The sequence below is a fragment of the Brachybacterium sp. GPGPB12 genome, from assembly GCF_038396325.1.
Taxonomy (GTDB): Bacteria; Actinomycetota; Actinomycetes; order Actinomycetales; family Dermabacteraceae; genus Brachybacterium; species Brachybacterium conglomeratum.
Window position 1 is genome coordinate 3,313,454 of sequence record NZ_CP149573.1, and the last position, 24,035, is coordinate 3,337,488.

Annotated in this window: 16 protein-coding genes and 7 pseudogenes; 16 read left to right on the forward strand and 7 right to left on the reverse strand. The window is 72.4% G+C overall.

Annotation, left to right across the window (positions count from 1 at the left end; genetic code table 11):
• Positions 1 to 176 precede the first annotated feature (176 nt).
• Positions 177 to 1,034: a metallophosphoesterase gene (locus tag WKH84_RS19365; protein ID WP_341854808.1), complete on the forward strand. Its 858-nt coding sequence runs from the start codon at positions 177 to 179 to the stop codon at positions 1,032 to 1,034.
• 84 nt (positions 1,035 to 1,118) lie between these two features.
• On the opposite strand, the gene WKH84_RS19370 is transcribed toward WKH84_RS19365, so the two are convergent.
• Positions 1,119 to 1,283 (reverse strand): hypothetical protein, encoded by a 165-nt coding sequence (locus tag WKH84_RS19370; RefSeq protein ID WP_341854809.1) that lies wholly within the window; start codon positions 1,281 to 1,283, stop codon positions 1,119 to 1,121.
• Between the two features lie 628 nt (positions 1,284 to 1,911).
• Here WKH84_RS19370 and groES point away from each other — a divergent pair.
• The 6 genes and pseudogenes from groES (at position 1,912) to WKH84_RS19400 (ending at position 6,782) form a co-directional block, all read left to right on the forward strand.
• On the forward strand, positions 1,912 to 2,208 hold the full coding sequence (groES, locus tag WKH84_RS19375) for a co-chaperone GroES (RefSeq protein ID WP_010551191.1): 297 nt from the start codon (positions 1,912 to 1,914) through the stop codon (positions 2,206 to 2,208).
• A 3-nt stretch (positions 2,209 to 2,211) separates the two neighbouring features.
• Positions 2,212 to 3,802 (forward strand): annotated as a pseudogene (gene groL / locus WKH84_RS19380) (chaperonin GroEL).
• Between the two features lie 426 nt (positions 3,803 to 4,228).
• Entirely contained in the window at positions 4,229 to 5,296 is a 1,068-nt protein-coding gene (locus WKH84_RS19385; protein WP_341854810.1) for a hypothetical protein, read from the forward strand.
• Positions 5,286 to 5,996 (forward strand): pseudouridine synthase, encoded by a 711-nt coding sequence (locus WKH84_RS19390; protein ID WP_341854811.1) that lies wholly within the window; start codon positions 5,286 to 5,288, stop codon positions 5,994 to 5,996. Before WKH84_RS19385 ends, WKH84_RS19390 begins: the two co-directional genes overlap by 11 nt.
• A gap of 16 nt (positions 5,997 to 6,012) precedes the next feature.
• Complete coding sequence (locus WKH84_RS19395) at positions 6,013 to 6,462, forward strand: hypothetical protein (RefSeq protein WP_341857044.1); 450 nt, start codon at positions 6,013 to 6,015, stop codon at positions 6,460 to 6,462.
• On the forward strand, positions 6,441 to 6,782 hold the full coding sequence (locus WKH84_RS19400) for a hypothetical protein (protein WP_341857045.1): 342 nt from the start codon (positions 6,441 to 6,443) through the stop codon (positions 6,780 to 6,782). Before WKH84_RS19395 ends, WKH84_RS19400 begins: the two co-directional genes overlap by 22 nt.
• Positions 6,783 to 6,901: 119 nt before the next feature.
• Here the strand turns inward: WKH84_RS19400 and WKH84_RS19405 are convergent.
• A pseudogene (locus WKH84_RS19405) lies at positions 6,902 to 8,531 on the reverse strand (inorganic phosphate transporter); the annotation flags it as partial.
• Positions 8,532 to 8,732: 201 nt separating this feature from the next.
• On the opposite strand from WKH84_RS19405, the gene WKH84_RS19410 reads away from it, so the two are divergent.
• Both WKH84_RS19410 and WKH84_RS19415 read left to right on the forward strand, forming a co-directional pair.
• Positions 8,733 to 9,299: an IMP dehydrogenase gene (locus tag WKH84_RS19410; protein ID WP_341854812.1), complete on the forward strand. Its 567-nt coding sequence runs from the start codon at positions 8,733 to 8,735 to the stop codon at positions 9,297 to 9,299.
• A 47-nt stretch (positions 9,300 to 9,346) separates the two neighbouring features.
• Positions 9,347 to 10,230, forward strand: a pseudogene (locus WKH84_RS19415) (IMP dehydrogenase).
• A 75-nt stretch (positions 10,231 to 10,305) separates the two neighbouring features.
• Here the strand turns inward: WKH84_RS19415 and WKH84_RS19420 are convergent.
• Complete coding sequence (locus WKH84_RS19420; RefSeq protein WP_341854813.1) at positions 10,306 to 10,761, reverse strand: VOC family protein; 456 nt, start codon at positions 10,759 to 10,761, stop codon at positions 10,306 to 10,308.
• A 155-nt stretch (positions 10,762 to 10,916) separates the two neighbouring features.
• Here WKH84_RS19420 and WKH84_RS19425 point away from each other — a divergent pair, with 155 nt between their 5' ends.
• Complete coding sequence (locus tag WKH84_RS19425; RefSeq protein ID WP_341856974.1) at positions 10,917 to 11,594, forward strand: exonuclease domain-containing protein; 678 nt, start codon at positions 10,917 to 10,919, stop codon at positions 11,592 to 11,594.
• A 72-nt stretch (positions 11,595 to 11,666) separates the two neighbouring features.
• Positions 11,667 to 12,777: pseudogene (locus WKH84_RS19430) on the forward strand (GuaB3 family IMP dehydrogenase-related protein).
• A gap of 90 nt (positions 12,778 to 12,867) precedes the next feature.
• Here WKH84_RS19430 and WKH84_RS19435 read toward each other — a convergent pair.
• The 3 genes and pseudogenes from WKH84_RS19435 to pta form a co-directional block, all read right to left on the reverse strand.
• Positions 12,868 to 13,434: a hypothetical protein gene (locus WKH84_RS19435; RefSeq protein WP_341854814.1), complete on the reverse strand. Its 567-nt coding sequence runs from the start codon at positions 13,432 to 13,434 to the stop codon at positions 12,868 to 12,870.
• Positions 13,435 to 13,640: 206 nt separating this feature from the next.
• The gene (locus WKH84_RS19440) at positions 13,641 to 14,906 is read right to left on the reverse strand and encodes an acetate kinase (protein WP_341854815.1); all 1,266 of its coding nucleotides are present in this window, start codon (positions 14,904 to 14,906) and stop codon (positions 13,641 to 13,643) included.
• Positions 14,903 to 17,010 (reverse strand): annotated as a pseudogene (gene pta / locus WKH84_RS19445) (phosphate acetyltransferase). The gene WKH84_RS19440 and the pseudogene pta overlap by 4 nt, the downstream one beginning before the upstream one ends.
• A 244-nt stretch (positions 17,011 to 17,254) precedes the next feature.
• Between pta and WKH84_RS19450 the strand changes: the two are divergent.
• From WKH84_RS19450 to WKH84_RS19470, 5 genes and pseudogenes are all read left to right on the forward strand, one after another.
• Positions 17,255 to 18,139 carry an SURF1 family protein gene (locus WKH84_RS19450; RefSeq protein WP_341854816.1) on the forward strand — a complete coding sequence of 295 codons (885 nt, stop codon included), beginning with the start codon at positions 17,255 to 17,257 and terminating at the stop codon, positions 18,137 to 18,139.
• Between the two features lie 2 nt (positions 18,140 to 18,141).
• Positions 18,142 to 18,555 (forward strand): DUF3817 domain-containing protein, encoded by a 414-nt coding sequence (locus tag WKH84_RS19455; RefSeq protein ID WP_341854817.1) that lies wholly within the window; start codon positions 18,142 to 18,144, stop codon positions 18,553 to 18,555.
• A gap of 145 nt (positions 18,556 to 18,700) precedes the next feature.
• A pseudogene (guaA, locus tag WKH84_RS19460) lies at positions 18,701 to 20,303 on the forward strand (glutamine-hydrolyzing GMP synthase).
• 394 nt (positions 20,304 to 20,697) lie between these two features.
• Positions 20,698 to 21,051: pseudogene (locus tag WKH84_RS19465) on the forward strand (MFS transporter); the annotation flags it as partial.
• A 55-nt stretch (positions 21,052 to 21,106) separates the two neighbouring features.
• Positions 21,107 to 21,631: an MFS transporter gene (locus tag WKH84_RS19470; protein ID WP_341856975.1), complete on the forward strand. Its 525-nt coding sequence runs from the start codon at positions 21,107 to 21,109 to the stop codon at positions 21,629 to 21,631.
• Between the two features lie 166 nt (positions 21,632 to 21,797).
• Here WKH84_RS19470 and WKH84_RS19475 read toward each other — a convergent pair whose 3' ends face one another.
• Positions 21,798 to 23,978, reverse strand: coding sequence for a GNAT family N-acetyltransferase (locus WKH84_RS19475; protein ID WP_341854818.1), 2,181 nt, complete (start codon positions 23,976 to 23,978; stop codon positions 21,798 to 21,800).
• Between the last annotated feature and the right edge of the window lie 57 nt (positions 23,979 to 24,035).

The following is a 24,035-nucleotide window of genomic DNA, read 5'->3' on the forward strand; positions in this document are numbered from 1 at the left end:
GCAGGAGATCGGCGGGAGGGCTGGGCTGATCGACGTGCTGCGAGGGACGAGCGGCAGGAGATCAGCGGGAGGGCTGGGCTGATCGACGTGCTGCGAGGGACGAGCGGGAGGAGATCGGCGGGAGGGCTGGGCTGATCGTCACCTGCCCGTCACCTGCGGCCGCTACCGTTCCCGGCATGCGCATCCTGCACCTGACCGACACGCATCTCTACGGCGATCCGTTCGCCCGCCACTACGACCGGATCGACACCGCCGCCGCCCTGCGCGGACTCCTCGCCCGCCTGGAGGGCCTCGCGGGCATCGACGCCGTGGTCCACACCGGCGACGCCTCCGAGGACGGCACCGCCGAGAGCTATCGCCTGCTCCACGAGATCCTCGACCCCTTCGCCGCCGCTCTCGACGCGCCGCTGGCGATCGTCATGGGCAACCACGACGTCTCCGCCGTCTACGGCGAGGCGGTCGCCCCGGGCGAGCGGACCGCGCCGAGCCAGGACCGGGTCGTGGCGCTGGCCGGAGGGGCCCGCGTGGTCGTGCTCGACTCGAGCGTCCCCGGCGCCGGCTACGGGCACCTCGATCCCGAGCAGCTGGACTGGACTGGCGCGCGGAGTCCTCGCCGAGCCCGCGCCCGGCGGGACCGTGCTCGCGATCCACCACCCGCCGCTCGTCGCGGCGACCCCTCGCTGCGCGGCCTCGACCTCGACGGGCTCGACGAGCTCGCCGCCGTGCTCGACGGCTCCGACGTGCGGATCGTGCTCTCGGGCCACTACCACCACGAGATGACCGGTGAGATCGCCGGGATCCCGGTGCACGTCGCCCCCGGGATCACCAACGTGGTCGACCCCGTCGGGGCGGGCGCGGACGAGCAGTCGCGCGCCCTGTCGGGCGTGAGTCTGGTGGAGCTGGGGGAGGGGGCGCCGCGCGTGGTCAGCTCGGTGTTGCCGAACGCCGGCGACACCCTCGCCGATGCGGAGCGCCCGGTCTACCGCTTCACCCCCGAGCAGGTCGCGCAGATCCTCGAGGCCGCCGGGCGCTGATCCGCGGCCCGGACATGCACGACGCCCCTGCAGGCACTGCCTGCAGGGGCGTCGGCGGCGGCGCTGGGGGCGCGCCTGAGGAGATCAGTAGCCAAAGCCGTAGGGTCGGATGCCCTGGGAGCCGTGACGGGCGACGGAGGCGGTGGCATCGTCGCGATGGTCGCGGTGCGTGCCCGTCTCGACGATGTCCTGCGCGAGCTGGTCGTCGCGGCGACGGAGGGCGGAGCGGAGGGTGCGGATGAAGGCCATGGAGGATCTCCTCGGGTTCGGAGGGGTGTGAGCGTTGCGGACGGGCCCTGGATCGCAGGTGCGCCGTCGGTCTCGACATCCCCAGTCCTATCGCGCGCGGGGCGTGGCGTCACGCCTTCGGGGACGACAAGTTATCGGGTTCACAAGAAGGGTGTGACCTGGGCATCCCACGAGCCTTTCGGGGTGCGGGGGGCGGGTGAAGCAGGGGTTGTGGCCTGCGGGCTCGGAGCCTCGACGCCGACCCCGAGGGGCGGCGCGGCCCAAGGAAGAAAGAGCGGAACGGGAGGGGTGGCAATCCGGTCGTCGCGAACTCGGTCGCCGCGCTCTCCGGAGTCGCGGAGCCGGCGGAGTCGGGTGTACGGCGTGCACGCGGGTGGCTTTCTCCGGGTTCGTTGCCTGCGGCGACGCGTGCGGCGCGACGCATTGACCACATCCGGCCCAGATCTAGCACTCGCCTTGCGTGAGTGCCAGCCGTCGTCCTAGAGTGAGCGCCGTTGGCAGTCGATGGCCGAGAGTGCCAGAAGCTGCGACGAGGGACCCGTCCCGGTCGGCACCGCGACGACGATCGGACCCGGGCCCCGACCCCGAACTCACACAGAGTCCATCTCTTCATGAAGGAGTGAGCCGCATGTCGGTCTCCATCAAGCCCCTCGAGGACCGCGTCGTCGTCAAGCCGCTCGAGGCGGAGCAGACCACCGCCTCCGGCCTGGTCATCCCGGACACCGCGAAGGAGAAGCCCCAGGAGGGCGAGGTCGTCGCCGTCGGCGCCGGTCGCTTCGACGACAAGGGCGAGCGCGTCCCCATGGACGTCAAGGTCGGCGACAAGGTCGTCTTCTCCAAGTACGGCGGCACCGAGCTCAAGTACGGCAACGAGGAGTTCCTGGTCCTCGGCGCGCGCGACATCCTCGCGATCATCGAGGCCTGAGCCATGGCCAAGGAGATCCTGTACAACGAGGACGCGCGCCGCGCGCTCGAGCGGGGCGTGGACAAGCTCGCCAACACCGTCAAGGTGACGCTCGGGCCCAAGGGCCGCAACGTCGTCCTCGACAAGAAGTGGGGCGCCCCCACCATCACGAACGACGGCGTGACCATCGCCCGTGAGATCGAGCTCGAGGATCCCTACGAGAACCTCGGCGCTCAGCTCACCAAGGAGGTCGCGACCAAGACCAACGACGTGGCCGGCGACGGGACCACCACCGCCACCGTCCTCGCCCAGGCCATCGTGCACGAGGGTCTGCGCAACGTCGCCTCCGGCGCGGCGCCCGCCGCCCTCAAGCGCGGCATCGAGAAGGCCGTCGAGGCCCTCTCCGAGAAGCTCGGGGAGATCTCGACCCCGGTCGACGGCAAGGCCCAGATCGCGTCGGTCGCCTCGGTCTCCAGCCAGGACCGCGAGATCGGCGACCTGCTCGCCGAGGCCTTCGACAAGGTCGGCAAGGACGGCGTCATCACGGTGGAGGAGTCCTCCACCACCGCGATGGAGCTCGACTTCACCGAGGGAATGCAGTTCGACAAGGGCTTCATCTCCCCGCACTTCGTCACCGATGCGGACCGCCAGGAGGTCGTCCTCGAGGACGCGCAGGTGCTCGCTGCACCAGGGCAAGATCTCGGCCGTGGCCGACATCCTCCCGCTGCTCGAGAAGGTGGTGGAGAGCGGCAAGCCGCTGTTCATCATCGCCGAGGACGTCGACGGCGAGGCCCTGTCCACGCTGGTCGTCAACAAGATCCGCGGCGCCTTCAAGGGCGCGGCCGTCAAGGCTCCCGCCTTCGGCGACCGCCGCAAGGCCATGCTCCAGGACATCGCCGTGCTCACCGGCGCCCAGGTCGTCACCTCCGACCTCGGCCTGGACCTCAAGACCGTCGACACCGACGTGCTCGGCCACGCCGGCCGCGTCGTCGTCACCAAGGACTCCACCACCATCGTGGGCGGGGCCGGCGACGACCAGGCCGTGGCCGACCGCGTCGCGCAGATCCGTGCCGAGATCGAGAACACCGACTCCGACTGGGATCGCGAGAAGCTCCAGGAGCGCCTCGCGAAGCTGGCCGGCGGCGTGTCCGTGATCAAGGTCGGGGCTCACACCGAGGTGGAGCTCAAGGAGAAGAAGATGCGCATCGAGGACGCGGTCTCCGCGACCCGCGCCGCCATCGAGGAGGGCATCGTCGCCGGCGGCGGCTCCGCCATCGTGCAGGCGTCCTCCGTGCTGGTCGACGACCTCGGCCTGACCGGTGACGAGGCCGTGGGCGTGCGCGCCGTGGCCCGTGCGGTCGTCGAGCCGCTGCGCTGGATCTCCGAGAACGCGGGCCTCGAGGGCTACGTCGTCGTGGAGAAGGTCAAGGAGGCTCAGGTCGGTACCGGCCTGAACGCCGCGACCGGCGAGTACGTCGACCTGGTCTCCGCCGGCATCATCGACCCGGTCAAGGTCACCCGCTCCGCCCTGCGGAACGCGGCCTCGATCGCAGGCCTGGTGCTGACCACCGAGACCCTGGTCATCGAGAAGAAGGACGAGGACGAGGAGGACTGATCCTCCGAGTCGACGATCGGGGTCCGCCGATCGCGTCCGACCCGACGGGGCGGGCGGTGCGGGGAGACCCGCGCCGCCCGCCCCGTCGTCTTGCGCGCGGGGCCACCGCACTTCGGCCGGCCCGCGCCCCCGGAGACCGACCTGCCCGTGACCGGCGTGAGGAGCGCGAGGAGGACCCGGCCGCACGGCCTCCTCATGACGTGCCCGCCGGCCCTGGTCCCACCAGGTCCGACGGGCAGGTCCGTTCCTCGGGTCGCTGCGCTCGCCCGTCCGTTGCGAGTCCTAAGATGAGCGGACCCGCCCGGCATGCGCCGGGACCGTCCTGGGAACGAGAGTCGGAGGAGCAGTGGTGACGAGCACGCCGGACACGCGCCCGCGGCCGCCGGAGGGGACCTCCCCACGCGGACCTACGGGCCGCCTGCCGCCGTGGTGATCGGGGCGCTGATCATCGGCCTCGTGTTCGCGGTCGTGCTCGAGTTCCTCGTGATCATCAGCTTCGTCGGGCAGCGGCTCTGGCGCCATCCGGAGCTCATGCACGATCCCCTGTTCACCCTCCCGCTGGTGCTGTGGGTGCTGGTCGCGGTCGTCTCTGGCGTGATGACCCTGCGGGTGGTGACCCTGTGGCTGCAGCTGGACGAGGACGGCTTCGAGTCGCGCGGCCTCTTCCGGCCCACACGCAGGGCCCGCTGGACCGAGGTCGGCTCCGTGATCGCGGTGCGGGATATCGCCCGCGACTCCGGTTCTGCGGAGGCGCTCGACCCGCCGGAGACCGCCTACGACGGCGTCTACGTGCTGGACCACCAGGGCCGACGGCTTCTCGCCGTCTCGAGCCGCTTCTTCGGCGAGAGGGCACAGCGGATGGCGCCGCAGCGGGCCCGCGAGGCGGGGATCCGCATCGAGCACATCGATGCGATCACCCCCGCCGAGCTCGCGACGCGAGGCCCCGCAGGCTCTGACCTTCGTGGACCGCCACCCCACGCCGCTGCTGTTCGCGCCGCTGGCGTTCTACATCGGGCACAACGTGCTGACCTTCGCCGTGTGGGGGCTGTGACGCCGCAAGGCCCTTTGTCGACCGGGCGGTCGGCGGCCGGCCCGCCGAAGGAGGACCCATCGGGCGCGGCGCCGACGGGCGAGGCGCCGTCGGGCGCAGGGCCGGCGGGCGGGACGCGGACGGGCGGGCCGGGGAGGGGCGCCGGCCCGGCCGCGCCGCCCGCCGCCGCGCCCGTCGGCTCCCGCCCCCGCCGCCGCGCGGGACGGGCTGGACGCGGTGCGCTGGCTCGTGCCGAAGGTCGCCCCCACCGGACCGGCGGCCTCGATGCTCCTCGCACGCTTCCCCGCCCTCGCGGACCCGGCCGCCACGCCGCTGGCCGAGCGCTTCGCCGCCGGGGAGGTGGTCGACGCCCACGGACGTGCGTGGGCGGCCGACGATGCCGTCGGCGTCGGCGACGAGCTGTGGTTCCACCGCGAGCCGCGCCCGGAGGAGGTGCCGGCTGAGCCGCCGCCGATCCTCTTCCGCGACGAGCACCTGCTGGTGATCGACAAGCCCCATGACGTGGCGACCATGCCGCGCGGCGCCCATGTGCTCGCCAGCGCCCTGGTCCGCCTGCGCCGCGACACGGGGATCGAGCGGCTGGTGCCGCCGCACCGCCTGGACCGTCGCACCGCCGGGGTGCTCGCCTTCGGGGTGCGTCCCGAGGAGCGCAGCGCCTATCAGCGGCTCTTTGCGAGGCGCGAGGTCGACAAGCGCTACGAGGCGCTCGTCCTGCCCGGGCCCGGGTGCGCAGCCGCCGCGGACCGTCGGAGAGCGCGCCGAGCTCGCGGACCGGATGGAGAAGCGCCGTGGGGAGCTCACCGCGAGGATCGTGCCCGGCGCGCCGAACGCGCACACCGAGCTCGAGGTGCTCGCGGCGGGCGACTCCGAGGGGGAGGGCCCCGCGGAGGGCAGGGCGTCGCGCTGCTGGGGGCGCGTCCCCGCACCGGACGGACGCATCAGCCGCGCCTCCAGCTCTCCTCCCGCGGCGCCCCGATCGCCGGCGAGGACCTCTACCCCGAGCCCTCCCCGGAGCCGGCCGGGCCGCTCCAGCCGCTGGCCCGCTCGCTCGCCTTCACCGATCCGGTGACCGGGCAGGCGAGGGAGTTCCGCGACCGGCGGGTGCTCGGGGGCCTCGCGCCGGGCGAGCCCCCAGGCACCTGACCGTACGCTGGTCATCGTGAGCACGACCCCGCCCCCGGACCCCGCCGCGACCGTCCCCGCCCCGCGGCGCACCCGCGGCGGCGAGGTGCTCGTCGGCCCCTCGGTCCGCGGCCGCTACCTGCCCGGTGCGCTGATCGGACTGCCGCTGGTCTCCCTGCTGCTGAGCCCCTTCGCCGGCGCGGGATTCCAGCAGTGGCGGATCTCCCGGCTCCGGGACGGGCACGACGGACTGCTCGAGCAGCTGCTCTCCCCCGCCTGGACGCGCCTGCTGCTCGGCGCGCTCGCCCTCTGGGCCCTGTTCGCGCTGTGGGCGCTGGTGCCGCTGCTGCTGACGCGCACCGTCGTGCTCCTCGACGAGCAGTCACGGACCCTGCGCCTGCGCAAGGGGCGCGCACCCGCGACCGCGCCGCGCTCGGCGAGGTCGAGTACGCGGTGGGGGAGGCGATGCGCGGCAGTCTCGGGCTGATCGGTGTGCGCGCGCCGGGGGAGGAGCAGGTGCGGCAGTGGGTCGTTCCGGAGATCGGCTGGGACGCCGCCTCCTTCGACGGGATGCGCGTCCTGCAGACCGCGGCGGGATTCCGTCCGGCGCCGCCGCGCGAGGTGCTCGTGCAGGAGGAGCGGCGCGGCCGCGTGGAGGCGGCGCATCGGGAGCTCGCCGCCCGCCTCGACATGCCCTGGCGGGAGGAGTACGCGCACGACGAGGTCGCCTTCCAGGCCGAGTTCGACCGGGTGCGCCGAGTGCTCGGCGGGCGGGAGGAGCCCCGGGACGGCGATCCGCGCCCCTGAGACGACCGCACCCCGGCGGCGTCCTGGAGGACGCGGCCGGGGCGCGGGGCGCAGGTGCTGCGGTGGCGGACTGCGCGACCGTGCGCCGCCGAGGCCGGCGCCTCAGAAGATCGCGCGCGCACCAGCACGCCGGCCGCGCCGATGCCCGCGGCGGCGGGCAGGGTGATGATCCAGGCGAGGAAGATCGGCCGCATGAGCCGCCAGTTCGCGGCGTGGTTGACGATGCCCACGCCGAGCACCGCGCCGATCAGGATATGCGTGGAGGAGACGGGCGACCCCAGCACCGAGGCGAGCAAAGCACGATCGTCGCGCCGCCAGCTCCGCGGCGAAGCCGGAGGAGGGGTGCATCGCAGTCAGGCCGGTGCCGACGGTGTGGATCACCTTGCGGCCCACGAACCACAGACCCGAGACCAACGCGACGCCGAAGGCGATCAGGGCGGCGGTGGGCACCGCGGCCTCCGCGCCGATCTGCCCGGTCTTCAGAACGTCGAGGACCGCCACGAAGGGGCCGATCGCGTTGGCGATGTCGTTGGCGCCGTGGGAGAAGGCGAAGGCGCAGGCGGTGAACACCTGCATCCAGCTGAACATGATGAAGGTGGCCCGAGAGATCGACTGCTTCTTCAGCGCGCGCGCGAAGATCGTCGTCGCCATCCACACCCCGAGCGCGAGCATGACCAGCATCAGCACGCCGCCGCCGACGGAGATGTTCAGCCCCACGTTGTCCAGGCCCTTGAACACCAGCATCGCGGCCAGCAAGCATCGCGGCGCCGGCGGCCAGCGGCGGGACCCGCTTCTCCAGGGCGTGGTAGGCGGCCTTGCGCTCCACCTTGCGCGCCGCCTTGCGCTCCTTCTTGGTCAGGTCCGCGGAGGCCTCGATGAGCTCGGCACCCGGGCCGCCCGGGGTGAGGTCCAGCGCCGCGGACTCGGCGAAGGCGGACTGCTGCGACTCGGTCATGCGCTCGGAGGCGGGCACGTGACGCCGCCACGACTCATCCGCGTCGTCTTCCTCATCGTCGTCATCGTCGTCCTCCGCGTCGTCGTAGCCGCGGGAGCCGAGCGCGATCGCGCGGGCGGCGGGGGCGAGGATCCGGCGCTTGATCGCCCCGAACAGGAGGAAGGAGGCGATGCCGCCCAGCGACGGGGAGAGGATCCAGGACACGGCGATCTTCCCGATCTCACCCCACTGCACCATGGCGAAGCCGCCGGTGCCGGTGACCAGGCCCGTGGTCACCGCCGCGCCGACGATGCCGCCGATGATCGCGTGCGTGGTGGAGACCGGCCAGCCCATCCTGGTCGCCAGCAGCAGCCACACCGCGGCGCCCAGCAGGGCCGACATCATGATCAGCGCGAAGGCGAGAGGGTCGAGCGACATCCCCTCGAGGTCCACGATGCCGCGCGCACGGTCTCGGTGACGGAGCCGCCGGCGAGCACGGCGCCGGAGACCTCGAAGACCGCCGCGACGACGAGGGCCTGCTTCATGGTCAGGGTGCCGGCGCCGACGCTCGTGCCGAAGGAGTTCGCGACGTCGTTGCCGCCGATGTTGAACGCCATGAACAGCCCGAACGCGATCGCGAGGATCAGCAGGAAGGCGCTGACGTCGGTGCCGGTGTGGGTGAAGGCCCAGATCGTGAACGCGACCACGGTCGCGATGGTCAGCAGTCCGGCACCGACGTGCCAGCTGCGATCGGGACCGAGGAAGCCCTGGGTCACGGGGGCGTCGGTCGAGTCCTGGGCGGAGGTGCGTGCCATCGTCGCGTTCCCGGGGTGAGGAGGTACGGGGGAGGGGCGCGGGGGCCGGACGGCCCTCGCGCGCCGCGGCCACTCTAGGCCGAGAAGTGTCATCGTGGTGTCATCGGGGTGAACTCCCGGGGTGGGGCCGAGGTGCAGACGTGGCCGTTCCCACGTCGGACGGCCTGCCCGCCCCGGTTCTCCGGGACGTAGCATTTCTGCATGACGAGCGCGGATCCCTTCGGTTTCATCGGCCTGACCTACGACGACGTCCTGTCGCTTCCCGGGGAGACCGACGTGATCCCCTCCGAGGCGGACACCTCCTCCCGGCTCACCAGGGAGATCACCCTCAAGCTCCCCCTCGCCAGCGCCGCGATGGACACCGTGACCGAGTCGCGGATGGCGATCGCGATGGCCCGCCACGGCGGCATCGGCATCCTCCACCGCAACCTCTCCATCGAGGACCAGGCCCACCAGGTCGACCTCGTCAAGCGCACCCAGACCGGCCGCATCACGAACCCCGTCACGATCGGCCCCGAGGCGACCCTCGAGGACTTCGACGCCCTGTGCGGCCAGTTCCGGGTCTCCGGTCTCCCCGTCGTCGACCAGGGCCAGCGCCTGCTGGGCATCTGCACCAACCGTGACCTGCGCTTCATCCCCGTCGCCGAGTGGTCCACCACCCGCGTCGCCGACGTGATGACCACCGAGCTGTTCACCGCGCCGGAGGACGTCACCCCCGAGCAGGCCACCGCCCTGCGCGCAAGAACAAGCGCGAGCGCCTCCCGCTGATCGACGCCGAGGGCCGCCTGACCGGGCTGATCACCGTGAAGGACTTCGTGAAGTCCGAGCAGTTCCCCGACGCCTCCAAGGACAGTCAGGGCCGCCTCCTCGTCGGCGCGGGCGTCGGCTTCTTCGGCGATTCCCTCGAGCGCGCCGGCCAGGCGCGCGACGCCGGCGCCGACGTGCTCGTCGTCGACACCGCCAACGGCCACGCCCGCCTGGCGCTGGAGATGATCCGCACCCTGAAGAACGACCCCTACTTCGCCGACGTCCAGATCATCGGCGGCAACGTCGCCACCCGCGAGGGCGCGCAGGCGCTCGTCGATGCGGGCGCCGACGCGGTCAAGGTCGGCGTGGGTCCCGGCTCCATCTGCACCACCCGCGTGGTCGCCGGCGTCGGCGTCCCGCAGGTCACCGCGATCCACGAGGCCGCCAAGGCCTGCGGCCCCGCGGGCGTGCCGCTGATCGGCGACGGCGGCCTGCAGTACTCCGGCGACATCGCCAAGGCGCTCGTCGCCGGCGCCGACACCGTCATGGTCGGCTCCCTGCTGGCCGGCACCGAGGAGTCCCCGGGCGAGGTCGTGCTCGTCGGCGGCAAGCAGTACAAGGCCTACCGCGGCATGGGCTCGCTCGGCGCGATGTCCTCGCGCGGCAAGAAGTCCTTCTCCAAGGACCGCTACTTCCAGGCCGACGTCCCCAGCGACGACAAGATCGTCCCCGAGGGCATCGAGGGCCGCGTCTCCTACAAGGGGCGCTCGGCTCCGTCGTCCACCAGCTCATCGGCGGGTCGCACCAGTCGATGTTCTACGTCGGCGCGAACACCGTTCCGGAGCTGAAGGAGCGCGGGAAGTTCGTGCGCATCACCGCGGCGGGGCTCAAGGAGTCCCACCCCCACGACATGGCCGCGATCATGGAGGCCCCGAACTACTCCTCGCGCTGAGCGAGGCCGCCGGGCTCGTCGCGCCGACGTCATCGGGCACCCGGCGGTGTCGCGCTCCGTCGGCCGACGGCCCGGTCACTCCTGCGTGATGGTGGTGTCCCCCTGCGTGCTGGTGGCGTCGGCCGTCGGGTCCGTGCCGTGCTCGTAGCCGATCAGCCACAGCACCCCGTAGCGGTCGCGGACCTGGCCGTCGGAAGCGCCCCAGTCGCGCCGCTGCAGCGGGTCGACCACGTCGCCTCCCTCGGCGAGCGCCGCGAACCAGGTGCGCAGCGTGGTGGGCTCGGCCGCACCGAGCGCCGCGACCATGAGCCCGCGGGCGGAGAACGGCTCGTCGTGCTCGCCCGCGTCGGAGACGTACAGGTCCACCGCACCGCTCAGCGTGCCGTGGGCGACCGCGGAGCCGGGGCCGTCGGTCCGACCGAACTCGGCATAGGTCGCGGTCGAGGTCTCCCCGCCGAAGACCCCCTGGTAGAACTCGAGCGCCTCGGCGGCGGTGCCGGGCAGGTGCAGGTACAGGGCGGGAGCGGTCATCGGGTCTCCTCGAGGTCGGGAAGCGGGGCGTGCCCCGTGATCATTCCTCCCCACGGCCCTCACGTCCACAGCGCTCGCCGTGCGGGACGGACCACGGGCGCCGGGCCCTAGTCTTGAGGGCATGAGCACCCCCTCCTGGATCGACGCCCCGGCCGCTGGGCTTCGACACCGAGACCACCGGCACGAACGTCGAGCGGGACCGGATCGTCACGGTCGCGCTCGTGCACTCCGTCGGCCCCGGGCGCGAGAACGAGACCGTCGCGACCTGGCTGATCGACCCGGGCGTGGAGATCCCCGAGCCCGCCCAGCGCGTGCACGGGATCAGCACCGAGCACGCCCGCGAGCACGGCATGCGACCCGCCGAGGCGCTCGACGAGGTCGCGGGCATGATCGTCGAAGCGCTCGGGAAGGACGTGCCGCTGGTCGCCTTCAACATCGGCTTCGACCTGGCGATCCTCGAGAACGAGCTGACCCGCCTGGGCCTGCCCACGCTCGTCCAGCGGCTCGGCCACGACATCGCGCCCGTGATCGACGGGCTCGTCATCGACCGCGGCGTGGACCGATACCGCAAGGGTAAGCGCACCCTCACCGACGTCCTCGCCCACTACGGCCTCGAGCAGGACGGTCGCCTCCACACCGCCGACGTCGACGTCTCCGCCACGCTGGACGTGGTCCGCGCGATCGCCGCGAAGTACCCGCAGGTCGCCTCCTCCGCCCTCGAGGAGCTCCACCGCGAGCAGGTGGGCTGGCATGGGCGCTGGGCCGAGGGCATGAACGAGTGGCTCACGAAGAAGGGCAGGACCCCGGACGTGAACACCGCCTGGCCGCTGTGACGACCCGGGACGGCGGTCCTCCCCGGCGGCCGGCCCGCCGCGGTCCCCGGGATCGGTAGACTCCCCGGTGTGATGAGCGAGATCGAGATCGGCCGCAACAAGCGGGGACGCCGCAGCTACAGCTTCGACGACGTGGCGGTGGTCCCCTCCCGACGCACCCGGGACCCGGAGGACGTCTCCACCGCCTGGCAGGTGGACGCCTACCACTTCGACATCCCGATCTTCGCCGCCCCGATGGACTCCCTGATGTCCCCGGAGACCGCGATCGCGCTCGGCGAGCACGGCGGACTCGGCGTGCTGGACCTCGAGGGGCTGTGGACCCGCTACGAGGACCCCTCCGCGCAGTTCGACCGGATCGCCGCCGCCTCCGAGGAGGGCGTGGTCGAGGTGATGCGCGGCGTCTACGAGGAGCCGATCAAGCCCGAGCTGATCCGCGACCGCATCCAGCGACTGCGCGATGCGGGCGTGACCGCGGCCGGCTCCCTCTCCCCGCGCCGCACCCAGGAGCACTGGAAGACGGTCGTCGACGCGGGCGTGGACCTGTTCTTCATCCGCGGCACCACCGTCTCCGCCGAGCACGTCTCCACCGGCCGTGAGCCGCTGAACCTCAAGCGGTTCATCTACGAGCTCGACGTCCCCGTCATCGTCGGCGGTCGCGCGACCTACACGGCGGCCCTGCACCTGATGCGCACCGGCGCCGCGGGCGTGCTCGTCGGCTTCGGCGGCGGCGCCTCGCAGACCACCCGCGAGACCCTCGGCATCCAGGTCCCGCTCGCCAGCGCCGTCGCCGACGTCGCCGCCGCCCGCCGCGACTACATGGACGAATCCGGCGGCCGCTACGTGCACGTCATCGCCGATGGCGGCCTGGGCCGCGGCGGCGACCTGGTGAAAGCGATCGCCTGCGGCGCCGACGGCCTGATGGTCGGTGCGGCCCTGGCCCGCGCCGAGGAGGCGCCCGGCCGCGGCCACCACTGGGGCAGCGAGGCGCACCACCCCACGCTCACCCGCGGCCACCGCGTCCCCGTCGGGACCGTCGCCCCGCTCGAGCAGATCCTCTTCGGCCCGTCGATCTCCGCCGACGGCACCACCAACCTCGTCGGCGCGCGCGCGCCACGCGATGGCGACCACCGGCTACCTCGACCTCAAGGAGTTCCAGCGGGTCGAGGTCGTCACCACCGTCTGAGACGACCACGGGGATGACAGCTCCCGCGGCGGGGCTCCACGCCTCGGGATCCCCGCGAGATCTCACGCCGCAGGCTCCTCGCCCGAGTCCTCAGGCGGAGCGCACCAGCGCGATGATCCCCCAGATCAGCATCACCAGCGCGACCAGACCGAGCACCACCGGCGCGAGGAATCCGACCCCGATGCTGATCGCGAAGCCGCCCATCCCCGCATCCCAGAGCGCGACCGACTCGCCGCCCGTGCAGGTCACGGAGACCTCCTGGTCGCCGAAGACCTGCACCGAGTACAGGTCGTAGTAGGACACGCCGTCCACCGAGCCCATCGAGGAGGAGGCCTCGGCCGGTTCGACGGTGACGTCGGCGCCCTCGATCTCGCAGGTCGTCGCGGCGAGGTCCTCCTGCGGCACCGCGATGGAGTACATGGACCAGGTCGAGGCCTCGAAGCTGTCCCCGGCCGGGTCCAGCGGAGTCATCTCCGTGTTTCCCCCGTAGATGAGCAGAGCTCCGATCATCGCCGCGACGATCGGCATCACCACGAGGCCGATGGCGTTGGCGACCAGGCCCAGCCCGCCGAAGATCGTGCGCTTCAGCCCGCGGCGGCGACGACGCGGAGCCGGGGCATAGCTGTGGGCAGGGCCGTAGGCAGGCGGATAGGTCATCGGTTCCCCCTCAGGACGCATGGATGCGAACCACAGGATATCCAGCGGCGCGACCGACCGGCGCCCTCCGACCGGGACGGCTCGTCGCGCTCGACGAGAGCGGCATCGTGCGAGCGAGACCTGTCGCGCGATGGCGGCGCCTGGCACATTGGGCCTGCTCCGCAGCGATGCTCCGCCGGGTCGACCTCGCCGCCCGCTCGGCCTGCTCAGCGCTTCGAGCGCGCGACCTCCAGCGCCTGCTGCGCGATCGCGAGCTCCTCGTCGGTCGGGACGATCAGCACCGTCACCGGCGAGTCGTCGGCCGAGATGACCCGGACGCCCTTGACGCGCTCGGCGTTGCGCGCACGGTCCAGACGGATCCCGAAGCCCTCGAGCCCGGAGAGCACGCGCTCGCGCACCTCCGGCACGTTCTCGCCGATGCCGGCGGTGAACGCGATCGCGTCGAGGCCGCCGAGCACGAAGGCGTAGGAGCCGACGTACTTGCGCGACCGGTGCACGTACACCTGCATCGCCAGCTCCGCGTCCCGGTCCCCGTCGCGGATCGCGGCGGTGATGTCGCGGAAGTCGCTCTTCCCGCACAGCCCCTGCATGCCGGAGCGCTTGTTCAGCAGGTTGTCGATCTCATCGATGCCCATCCCCGCGCCGCGGGAGAGGTGGGCGTACACGGCCGGGTCGATGTCCCCGGTGCGGGTGCCCATCACGAGGCCCTCGAGCGGGGTGAGCCCCATGGAGGTCTCCACCGGGTCGCCGCCGCGCACCGCCGAGGCGGAGGCGCCGTTGCCCAGGTGGAGCACGATCTGGCGCGGCGCGGAGGTGTCCTTCCCCTGCGCGGCGAAGTGCGCGGCGACCTGCTCGGAGACGTAGCGGTGGCTGGTGCCGTGGGCGCCGTAGCGGCGGATCCGGTACTCGTCGGCGACCTGCTTGTTCAGCGCATAGGTGCGCGCCGCCTCCGGCAGCGAGGTGAAGAAGGCGGTGTCGAACACGGCCACGTGCGGGATCGCGGGGAACAGCTTGCGGGCCGCGTCGATCCCGTCGACCGCCGCGGGGTTGTGCGGCGGCGCGAGCGCGCCGAGGTCCTTGATCTGGTCCCGCACCCAGGAGTCGATGAGCTTCGGGGCGGAGAAGCGCGCCCCGCCCTGCACCACGCGGTGGCCGACGGCGACCACGTTCGCCTCCTCGAGGGAGAGTCCTGCCTGCTCGAACAGCCGCATGACCACCTCCATGGCCACGACGTGGTTCGGCACCTCGCCCGAGAAGGGCTGGGTGACCGAGCCCGTCTCCAGACGCGCGACGCCGTTGTCCAGGCCGATCCGCTCGACGATCCCGGAGGCGAAGACCTCCTCCGCGGTCGGGTCCAGAAGCTGGAACTTCAGCGAGGAGGAGCCCGAGTTCAGCACGAGCACCGTCGCGGCGTCCGGGATCGTCCGGGGGCGCTCGGCGCTGTCGGAGGAGGCATGGGCGGAGGCGGTCATGCCTTCTCCTTCGTCGGCTCCGTCGGGGCCTTCTCCGCGTCGGCCGCCTGGGCCTGGATCGCGGTGATCACGACGGTGTTGATGATGTCGTCCACGAGCGCTCCGCGGGAGAGGTCGTTGACCGGCTTGTTCAGGCCCTGCAGGACGGGGCCGATCGCGATCGCGCCGGCCGAGCGCGCACGGCCTTGTAGGTGTTGTTGCCGGTGTTGAGATCGGGGAAGACGAACACCGTCGCCCGGCCCGCGACCGAGGAGTCCGGCAGTTTGGTCTTGGCGACCGAGGCGTCCACCGCGGCGTCGTACTGGATCGGACCCTCCACGTCGAGCGATGGGTCGATGGAGCGCACCAGCTCGGTCGCCTCGCGCACCTTGTCCACGTCGGCCCCGGTGCCGGAGGTGCCGGTGGAGTAGGAGAGCATCGCGATCCGCGGGTCCACGCCGAACTGCGCGGCGGTGGCCGCGGACTGCACCGCGATGTCGGCGAGTCGCTCGGCGGTGGGGTCGGGGTTCACGGCGCAGTCGCCGTAGACCAGCACCCGGTCCTCGAGCGCCATCAGGAACACCGAGGAGACGATCTTCGCGCCGGGCCTGGTCTTGATGATCTCGAAGGACGGGCGGATCGTGTGGGCGGTGGAGTGGACCGCGCCGGAGACCATTCCGTCGGCCTCGCCCATCTGCACCATCATCGTGCCGAAGTAGGAGACGTCCTGGACCGTCGAGCGGGCCTGCTCGAGGGTCACGCCCTTCTTGGCACGCGCCGCGCGTACTCCTCCGCGAAGCGTTCGACGTGCTCCGGATCGTGCGGGGAGACCACGCGCGCCTCGGAGATGTCGTGGCCGAGCTGGGAGGCCTTGGCGCGGATCGTGTTCTCCTCGCCGAGCGGCACCAGGTCCGCGACGCCGCGGGCGAGGATCGACTCGGCCGCGGCGAGGATCCGCTCGTCCTCGCCCTCGGGCAGGACGATCGTCTTCTTCTCCCCGCGGGCGCGGGCCAGCGACTCGAACTCGAACATCATCGGGGTGACCACCTCGCTGCGGGTCACCTCGAGGGCGGAGAGCGACTCCTCCGTGGGCAGGTGCTCGGCGACCGCGCGACGCGCCGCGTCGAGCTTCTGCGCGCTCGCGGCGCTGAGCCGGCCGCGGGAGCGGGCGATCCGCACCGCGGTGTCGAAGGTGGACAGCTCCGAGGTGATGATCGGCAGGTCCTGCTTGACGCCGGAGATGAGGCGGTCCACCTCCTCGGGCACCTGATAGCCGCCCGTGAGCACGATCGAGGAGAGCGCGGGGAAGGTGCCCGACTCTTCGCGCCATGACGAGCCCGGGAAGCAGGTCGTAGCGGTCGCCGGGGGCGATCACGGTGCAGTTCTCGGTGAGACGGGTGAGCACGTTGGGCAGGCTCATCGCCGCGATGACCGTGCCCACGGAGACGCGCTCGAGCCACTCGGGATTGCCCATCAGCAGCGAGCCGTCCACCGCGTCCTTCAGCTCCTGCACCGTCGGCGCCATGATCACCGGGTTCTCCGGGATCGCGGAGACCAGCGCGCCGGGCACCTTCGCCGAGACGGCCTCGCGCACGGCGTCGAGGGACGCGGCCTCGGCGCGGTTGACGATGACGGCCAGCGGCATCGCATGGTGGCCGCCGAACTCGCCGACGGCGACCGCCGCGAGCGCCCCGATCTGGTCCGGGCTGCGGTCCAGCCCCGAGAGCACCACCACCACCGGCGCGCCCATGTTGGCGGCGACCTCGGCGTTGAAGGCGAGCTCGGTGGGGTTGGCGAGGTCGTCGTAGTCCGAGCCGAGCACGACCAGCACGCTGTAGCGCTCGGCGAGCTCGCGATGGCGAGCGAGGATCCGCTCGTGGGCGGCATCCGGATCGGACAGGACCAGCTCGTGGTCCACGCCGATCGCGTCGTCGTAGTCCTGGTCGACGGCGGGGTGGCGGATGAGCAGGTCCACCGCGTAGTCGCGCGTGGACGTCGAGCGCACGACGGGGCGGAACACCCCGACGCGATCGGATCGGGAGGCGAGGGCTTCGAGCAGACCGAAAGCCACCATCGACTTGCCGGTCATCCCCTCCGGGCTGGCGATATACACACTCTGCGACACGACCCCAGCATAGGCGCGCGGCCCTCCCGTGGCACGGGGCCGGGAGTCCCGGCCAGGAGCCGTCGGCTCGGGTACGGGGGAGCGGCCGACGGGCCGCCGCGCGCCGCGCCGAGACGCCGGTCCGAGACGACGGGGACCTTAACGGCGCAGGTGGGGCGGCCTGGCCCCGGTCGCCCGTTCACCCGGACGTGATCGAGGTCCCTCTCCAGGCCCTGTCCGGGCGCCGGCTCGTACCATGGTGGCCATGCTCCGCGTCGCCCTCCGTCCCCGATTCCTCGGGTCGCTCGCCCTGATGATCGTGGCGACGATCGTGTGCGGTCTCCTCGCCGGATGGCAGTGGGACCGCGCCCACCGCGCGCTGACCGACAAGGCCGACGGCCCCCAGCAGATCGGCGACATCCGCGAGGTCGTCGGCGTCGGCGACGCCGTCACCAACGAGATGGTCGGCGACATCGTCACGGCCGACGGACGCTTCGCCGCCGGCGAGCAGGTGCTCGTCCCCGGTCGCCGGATCGAGGGGCAGGACGCCGTGATCGTGGTGACCGCCTTTCTCGTCGAGCTCGAGGACGGCACCGAGGCTCGCCTGCCCGTGGCCCGCGGCTGGTCGCCCGCCGAGGACGTGACCGGCGAGGACGGCGTGCTCGATCCCGCCCTCGCCCCCGCCGCGCCGGAGGGGGAGGTCCACCTCTCCGGACGCCTCGAGGCGAGCGAGTCCGCCTCCGGCGGCGTCGTCGACGGCGTGGCGCGGGAGATCGCGACCCCGCTGCTGGTCAACGAGTGGGGCTCGCCCATGTACGCCGGCTATCTCGCGCTGGACGAGGCCGAGGCCCCGCTCTCGGCGGCGCCCGCCGCGGAGTCCCAGTTCTCCCGCGGCCTGGACTGGCAGAACATCGGCTACTCCTTCCAGTGGGTGGCGTTCGGCGTGTTCTTCCTGTACCTGTGGTGGCGCTCGGTGCGCACCGCCTATCGCGACGAGCTCGACGACCGCCGCGAGGAGGTCGAGAGGTCGCTCGCCGAGGCCTCCAGCGATCAGGCCGACGGCGCGGACCACGCCGCCGGACTCGCCCCCTCGGGCATCGCCCCGAGCTCCCGCCCCGCCCCCCAGCAGACCCCCGACAAGGACGTGTGACCGTGCCCGCAGAACGCCCCCTCGACGAAGTCGCCGCCAGGACCTCCTTCGCCCGCTTCCGCGTGGCCTCCATCGTGGAGGGCATCGCGCCGCTGGTGCTCGTGGGCATCATGACCATGCGCTATGTCGTCTTCGGCGGCGACGCCTGGTTCACCTCGACCTCCCCGTTCTGGGAGCAGGTCTCCTCGGTGTGGTCCCCGATCCACGGCCTGATCTACATGGTCTACGTGGTGCTCGGCTTCGACCTGTGGATGAAGATGCGCTGGGGCCTGCCGCGGATGCTCGCTGCTGATGTTCTTCGGCGTCGTCCCGGTGCTGTCCTTCTTCGGCGAGCGCTGGACCCACCAGCGCGTCGAGTCCGATCTCGCGCGACGTCCCACGATCCAGGACCAGGAGCGGATCTGACCGCCGGGTGACCGGGCCCCTCCCGACCGGGCCCTTCCCGACCGGGGCAGCGGTGTCGGGCCCGCACCCGAGGAGCGGGCCCGGCGTGAGCAGGCTCGCCCCGGGGGAGCCGGACCGCGGCGCCCCGGGGCCCGGGCGCGACGTAGACTCGCGCCTGTGACCGACACCGACCAGCGCCCCGTCCTCGTCGTCGACTTCGGCGCCCAGTACGCACAGCTCATCGCTCGTCGCGTGCGCGAGGCCCGGGTCTACTCCGAGATCGTCCCGCACTCGATGGCCGTCGAGAAGATGCTCGCGAAGGATCCCCGCGCGATCATCCTCTCCGGCGGGCCGAGCTCCGTCTACGCCGAGGGCGCACCCCGCCTGGACCCGGCCCTGCTCGAGGCCGGCGTGCCGGTGCTCGGACTCTGCTACGGCTTCCAGTCGATGGCCGCGGCCGCCGGCGGCACCGTCTCCCCGACGGGAGTGCGCGAGTACGGCGCGACCCGCCTCGAGGCCCTCGACGCCTCCTCCGAGCCGCTCTCCGGCCAGGACGTCGACCAGAACGTGTGGATGAGCCACGGCGACTCCGTGACCGCGGCGCCGGAGGGCTTCGACGTCGTCGCGACCTCCGCCGCCAGCCCCGTCGCCGCCTTCGAGAACCGCGAGAAGCGGCTCTACGGCGTGCAGTGGCACCCCGAGGTGGGCCACTCCGACCGCGGCCAGGAGGTGCTGGAGAACTTCCTCCACCGCGGCGCGGGCATCGAGCCGTCCTGGACCACCGGCAACGTCATCGAGGAGCAGGTCGAGCGGATCCGCGCCCAGGTGGGCGAGGGCACCGCGATCTGCGGCCTCTCCGGCGGCGTGGACTCCGCCGTCGCCGCGGCGCTGGTGCAGCGCGCCATCGGCGACCGCCTCACCTGCGTGTACGTGAACCACGGCCTGATGCGCCAGGACGAGTCCGAGCAGATCGAGAAGGCCTTCGGCGCCTCCACCGGCGGGGCGAAGCTCGTCATGGTCGACGCCGAGGAGCAGTTCCTCACCGCGCTCGCCGGCGTCACCGACCCCGAGACCAAGCGCAAGATCATCGGCCGCGAGTTCATCCGCACCTTCGAGCAGGCCCAGGCGGAGATCCTGCGCGAGCAGGGCGTCGTCGAGGGCGAGGGCGACTCGGCCCACGCCGAGGCCAAAGCGTTCCTGGTCCAGGGCACGCTCTACCCCGACGTCGTCGAGTCCGGCGGCGGCGAGGGCGCGGCGAACATCAAGAGCCACCACAACGTCGGCGGCCTGCCGGAGGACCTCTCCTTCGAGCTGGTCGAGCCGCTGCGCACCCTGTTCAAGGACGAGGTGCGCGCCGTCGGCACCGAGCTGGGCCTGCCCGACGAGATCGTCTGGCGCCAGCCCTTCCCGGGCCCCGGCCTCGGCATCCGCATCATCGGCGAGGTCACCAAGGAGCGCCTGGACATCCTGCGCGCCGCCGACGCGATCGCTCGCGCCGAGCTGACCGCCGCGGGCCTGGACCGCACCATCTGGCAGTGCCCCGTCGTGCTCCTGGCCGACGTGCGCTCCGTGGGCGTCCAGGGCGACGGCCGCACCTACGGCCACCCCGTCGTCGTCGCGCCCCGTCACCAGCGACGACGCGATGACCGCGGACTGGGCCAAGGTGCCCTACGACGTGCTCTCGCGCATCTCGACCCGCATCACCAACGAGGTCTCCGAGATCAACCGCGTCACCCTCGACATCACCTCGAAGCCCCCGGGGACGATCGAGTGGGAATGAGCCCCCGCTGATCCGACGCGGTCGCGACCGCGCGGAGAGGGGGAGCGACGACAGCGGGGGACTCCGGACCGGATCCCCCGCCGTCGTCGTCCCGCCGTCGGGGCCCTCGACGCACGTTCCCGACCGACCGGCCGCTCCCGACCGACCGGCGGGGAGGAGCCTTGCCGCGACGGGCGGCGAAGGGCTACGTTCCCCGGACGTCGCTGAGCGGTCGTCCTCCGTCGGCCCCGCGACATCCCCGAGCGAGGAGGGCGGACCGATGGCCGAGGCCGGGACCGATACGATCACGACGCAGGTGCCCTCGAGGCTGGACCGCCTGCCCTGGTCCCGCTTCCACTGGCGCGTGGTGATCGGGCTGGGCGGCGTGTGGATCCTCGACGGCCTCGAGGTGACGATGGTCGGCAACGTGGCCGCCCGGCTCACCGAGGACGGCAGCGGTCTGGACATCTCCGCCGCCCAGATCGGCGTCGCGGGTGCCATCTACATCGTCGGCGCCTGCCTCGGTGCGCTCTTCTTCGGCCAGCTCACCGACCGGCTGGGCCGCAAGAAGCTCTTCCTGTGGACGCTCGTGCTCTACCTCGTGGCCACCGTGGCGACGGCCTTCTCCTTCTCCCCCTGGTACTTCTTCCTCTGCCGCTTCCTGACCGGCGCCGGGATCGGCGGCGAGTACGCGGCCATCAACTCCGCGATCGACGAGCTGATCCCCGCGAGGGTGCGGGGGCGGGTCGACCTGATCATCAACGGCTCCTACTGGCTGGGCTCGGCCGCGGGCTCCGCGCTGTCGCTGGTCTTCGCTCAGCACAGTGCTGCTGCCCATCGATCTGGGATGGCGACTGGCCTTCGGCTTCGGCGCGGTCCTCGGCATCTGCGTGCTGATCGTGCGGCGCCACGTGCCGGAGAGCCCCCGCTGGCTGTTCATCCACGGCCGCGAGGAGGAGGCCGAACGGATCGTGCGCGGGATCGAGCAGGGCGTCGAGGAGCAACGGGGCGAGAAGGCGCCCGCGGCGGAGGGCTCGCTCACGATCCGTCAGCGCAGGGCGATCCCGTTCCGGGAGATCGCTTCGGTCGCGTTCCGCAAGTACCCCCGGCGTTCGATCCTGTGCCTCGCGCTGTTCGTCGGACAGGCGTTCCTCTACAACGGCATCACCTTCAACCTCGGCGTTCTGCTCTCGTCCTTCTACGACGTGGGCGCGTCGCTCGCCCCGCTCTTCATCATCTTCTGGGCGCTGTCGAACTTCGCCGGGCCGGTGATCCTGGGACACTTCTTCGACAGCGTCGGCCGCAAACCGATGATCACCCTCGCCTATCTCGGCGCGCCGCCGTGGTGACCCTGCCCCTGGCGTGGGTGTTCCTCAGCCAGACCGGCGGGCTCACCGCCTTCATGATCCTGCTGGTCATCACGTTCTTCCTGGCCTCCTCCGGCGCCAGCGCCGCCTATCTGACGGTGAGCGAGATCTTCCCGATGGAGACGCGAGCGCTCGCGATCGCCTTCTTCTACGCGCTCGGGACCGCGGCCGGCGGCATCGCCGGCCCCCTGCTGTTCGGAAGCCTCATCGACACCGGGGAGCGGATTCCTGTGGCCATCGGCTTCCTGATCGCCGCGGCGGTGATGTCCCTCGGCGGCGTCGCCGAGCTGGTGTTCGGCGTCCGCGCCGAGGGGCAGGAGCTCGAGGACCTCGCCACCCCGCTCACCGCGCAGGAGGGCGACGGCCCCGGCGACGGTGACGGCGAGCGCGGCGGAGCAGGGACGGGTGATCGAGCATGACGCCCGTAGGGTGCCTGGTGTTCGGCCACCGGCCGGCCTTCCGCGCCGAAGGTCGCACGATGCGCTGGGAGTGCGAGCGGGGCCGCGGAGAAGGCGGAGGCGCGAAGAGCTACGACACCGCGGCCGAGGCGGAGCGCTTCGCCGCGGCCTTCGACCGGCGCGGTGACGCCCGCCTCGGCGAGCGCGCCCCGCCGCTGGGCATGTTCCCGGCGCGGCTCTGGCGATGGATGCGCGGGCGCGGCGGGCCCAGCGCCTGACCGGCGCCGTCGCGCCCGGTGCGCCGGCGGGTCACGCCGAGGGCGGCGGCTCCAGCAGACGCGAGGGATGCGAGGGCGCGGTCGCATGCCAGGAGTGGGTCCGCTCGTAGGTCTCCCATCCCATCGAGGCATAGATCCGGTCCGCGCCGGTGGGGGAGTCCTCGTCCACCTCGAGGTCGACGAACGTCCGCCCGCGCTCGGCGGCGTCGCGCGCGCGGCCCGCAGCAGGGACTTCGCGATCCCGTGCCCGCGGGCGCTGCGGTGCACCCCGAGGTATTCCAGATACGTGCCCTCGCCGCGGGTCGCGGTGGCCGTGATCGGGGCGGCGACGAGACCACCCGCCGGCGACCATCGGCCCTCGCGCTCGATCTCCGCGATCCACCAGTGGTCCCAGTCGGCCTCGTACGGAGCCTCGATCAGGCGCTGGACGAACTCGGCGAAGGACTCGCGGTAGGAGCCCCAGTGGTCGGCGAACGACTCCTCGAGCATCCGGTGCACGGTGCGGACGTCCTGTGCGACCGGCAGGCCGGACTCGTGACGGTGCACGCGCCGGACCCGGGTGCCCTCGCGCGGGGTGGGCAGCGAGGTCGCCTCCTCGGGGGAGACGGGGCGGCGCATGTGCGACCAGGAGCGGACCATCTCGTAGCCTGCCGCCTCGAGCAGGTGGGCGCGGTCGGTGTCCAGCGCGTTCGCGTCGGTGGTGAGCTGGGTGGCCTCCACGCCCCGGGCGCGGGCGAAGGAGCCGCCCACCTCGACCGCCCAGTCCAGCAGCGAGGCGGCGAGCTCTTCCCTCTCGGGGGCGTCGGCGGCGATGACGAACTGGACGTTCGTGCGCCCGCTCGCGCGGTCCTCGAGCGCGATCCATGCGAGAGGCGGCGGCTCGAGGGTGGGCGAGCCGTCGGCGCCGGCGGGCACGACGACGACCTGCCGCCGGGCCCACGACTTCAGCCCCACCATCCGCGAGCGCAGTCCTGCCTCGTCGACCGCGGCCTCGGGGTCGTAGCGGCGCATCGCGGCTGTGAGCCGCTGCGCGGACACCGGGGCGACGTCCGCCGTGATCGGCAGGCGCGTGGTGACCCTCCCCTCGAGCGATGCGGGGAGGGCGGGCGGGAAGTGATCCACGAGCAAAGCATCCGTCCATCTTTTCACAACGGGCACGGGGTGCCTCGGCGTACTTCCGGACGGCTGGGGCGTCGGTCCGTGCCGAGGTCCCACCGTCGAGACGTCCTGACCGAGGTGCCGAGAGCACCGTTCCTCCCGGGTGGAGCGGGTGGGACGGTGCTCTCGGCGTCTCGGCGAGGTGTGTCGCCGGAGTGGGTCGACGGCCGGCGGGCCGGCGGGCCGGGTCAGCGGGCGGTGCCCACCGGGTCGCGTCCGTCGTCGGCGGGGCGCTGGGCCGCGTCGGCGTCGGCCTCGGGGTCCACGACCGGGATCGGCCCGGTGCGCGGGGTGGAGGTCCTCCGGCTCGGAGCCGGTGCCGCTGAGCTCCGCGGCCGCGTCGAGGCCGGGCTGTGCGACCTGCTCCTCGGCGGTCTCGACGGTCTCGCGCAGCGGCACGTGCTTGATGAACAGCGAGAGCACCAGCGCGAGGACCGCGAAGGGCACCGCGGTGAGGAACACGTCGTGCATCGCGTCGCTCAGCCCGCCGCGCACCGGGTCCACGAGGAACTCGGGGCGACTTCGCGAGGGCGGTGGGGTCCAGCACCGCGT

Bases quoted from the DNA above. Each gene is read 5' to 3' on its own strand.
- WKH84_RS19365 (WP_341854808.1), top strand. From the start codon at position 177: ATGCGCATCCTGCACCTGACCGACACGCATCTCTACGGCGATCCGTTC.
- WKH84_RS19370 (WP_341854809.1), bottom strand. From the start codon at position 1,283: ATGGCCTTCATCCGCACCCTCCGCTCCGCCCTCCGTCGCCGCGACGAC.
- groES (WP_010551191.1), top strand. From the start codon at position 1,912: ATGTCGGTCTCCATCAAGCCCCTCGAGGACCGCGTCGTCGTCAAGCCG.
- WKH84_RS19400 (WP_341857045.1), top strand. From the start codon at position 6,441: ATGCGCGGCAGTCTCGGGCTGATCGGTGTGCGCGCGCCGGGGGAGGAG.
- WKH84_RS19410 (WP_341854812.1), top strand. From the start codon at position 8,733: ATGACGAGCGCGGATCCCTTCGGTTTCATCGGCCTGACCTACGACGAC.
- WKH84_RS19420 (WP_341854813.1), bottom strand. From the start codon at position 10,761: ATGACCGCTCCCGCCCTGTACCTGCACCTGCCCGGCACCGCCGCCGAG.
- WKH84_RS19435 (WP_341854814.1), bottom strand. From the start codon at position 13,434: ATGACCTATCCGCCTGCCTACGGCCCTGCCCACAGCTATGCCCCGGCT.
- WKH84_RS19440 (WP_341854815.1), bottom strand. From the start codon at position 14,906: ATGACCGCCTCCGCCCATGCCTCCTCCGACAGCGCCGAGCGCCCCCGG.
- WKH84_RS19450 (WP_341854816.1), top strand. From the start codon at position 17,255: ATGCTCCGCGTCGCCCTCCGTCCCCGATTCCTCGGGTCGCTCGCCCTG.